Here is a 1,611-nt window from a genome sequence, read left to right as displayed (position 1 = left end):
TTTTTCTTCTACTATATTTTGTAATTTCATAATTCATTTTCTCAAAAATTCCCTGCTTCTTCCATTGCCTGAACTGCTCATACACAGTCTTCCATAGCGGAAAATCATTTGGTAAATACCGCCATTGACACCCTGTACGCAATACATAGAAAATTGCTTCTAATATTTCTCTTTTGCTATACTTTGGCGGCCTTCCTCCTTTCTTGTATGATACTCTGAAGTGTTTTTCTATTCTTGCCCATTCCCTTTCGCTTAGATCTGTTGGATACTTTTTTCTCATCTTTACCCCGTACTAAAATTTCAGATATTATAGCCTTTTACTTGTTTCCGGACAACCTCTTAAACAAATTGAATGTGACATTGGCCGTCTGCAGGTCTATGAAAAATGGGCACCTCGCGTTATTGATTTGGATATTTTGTTATGGGATGACCTGACACTTGATACACCCTACCTTAAGATTCCTCACCCAGAATTGATAAACAGACCATTTTTGCTTCACTTGATGACAATGCTGAACCCTATGGCAGTAGTTAACAAAACGTTTGGTACTGTTAACCCTAACATTAAGGATTGCTTTTTAAGGAGTTTTACGCTTTCACCAGAGCTTGTAGGTATTGTCAATATTACTCCTGATTCATTTTCAGATGGTGGTCTTTATTATGATGCAGATCAAGCAACCAAGCAGGCACTGCGGCTGTTATCAGATGGTGCAAGCATAGTTGAACTTGGTGCTCAATCAACAAGACCTGGCTCCTCAATACAAACTCCAAAAGCAGAATATGCACGCTTAAAACCAGTGCTTGATAATCTCAATCAGTATATGAAAGTTGGTGACATTAAAGTCAGCATTGATAGTTTCTGGCCAGATGTTATTTTGAATGTTTTGGAGCACTACAACATTGCCTGGGTAAACGATCAGAAGGGAGATCTAGATGATAATACCTTAAAAGCGATTGCTAGCAGTGGATGTAGTATCGTTATTATGCATTCACTCTCCATACCACCACATAGTGACAACATTATCCCAAGTGACATTGATCCAATTGATACCATAAATAATTGGGCAGAAAGGAACATTAATAGATTACTAGCTCTAGGTTTTGATCAAAGCTCGATCATTATTGATCCTGGTATTGGTTTTGGCAAATCTATGTACCAGAATATCCAGATTTTACGCAGTATAGAAACGTTACAAAATTTTGGCTGCAAAGTTCTGGTTGGCCATTCTAGAAAGTCATTTATTTCTTCTTTTTCTACAGAACCTGTCTTTAGAGGTTGTCCGGAAACAAGTAAAAGGCTATAATATCTGAAATTTTAGTACGGGGTAAAGATGAGAAAAAAGTATCCAACAGATCTAAGCGAAAGGGAATGGGCAAGAATAGAAAAACACTTCAGAGTATCATACAAGAAAGGAGGAAGGCCGCCAAAGTATAGCAAAAGAGAAATATTAGAAGCAATTTTCTATGTATTGCGTACAGGGTGTCAATGGCGGTATTTACCAAATGATTTTCCGCTATGGAAGACTGTGTATGAGCAGTTCAGGCAATGGAAGAAGCAGGGAATTTTTGAGAAAATGAATTATGAAATTACAAAATATAGTAGAAGAAAAA

At 37.2% G+C, this 1,611-nt stretch carries 3 protein-coding genes; 2 read left to right on the top strand and 1 reads right to left on the bottom strand.

Translation table 11 applies throughout. The features are described 5' to 3' along the window. Positions 1-280 (bottom strand): IS5 family transposase (locus tag OZD64_RS03995; protein WP_044471353.1); only part of this gene is annotated, 280 nt, incomplete at its 3' end. 67 nt (positions 281-347) lie between these two features. Between OZD64_RS03995 and folP the strand changes: the two genes are divergently transcribed. After that, positions 348-1,304, top strand: coding sequence for a dihydropteroate synthase (gene folP / locus OZD64_RS03990; protein ID WP_274999339.1), 957 nt, complete (start codon positions 348-350; stop codon positions 1,302-1,304). Positions 1,305-1,331: 27 nt separating this feature from the next. Next, a partial coding sequence (locus tag OZD64_RS03985; protein ID WP_044471353.1) for an IS5 family transposase occupies positions 1,332-1,611 on the top strand: 280 nt, incomplete at its 3' end.

It is taken from the genome of Wolbachia endosymbiont of Drosophila tristis (genome assembly GCF_028981745.1).
Lineage (GTDB): Bacteria > Pseudomonadota > Alphaproteobacteria > Rickettsiales > Anaplasmataceae > Wolbachia > Wolbachia pipientis.
The sequence above is the reverse complement of the archived record's forward strand: the minus strand, read 5'-3'. Positions and strand labels throughout refer to the sequence as shown.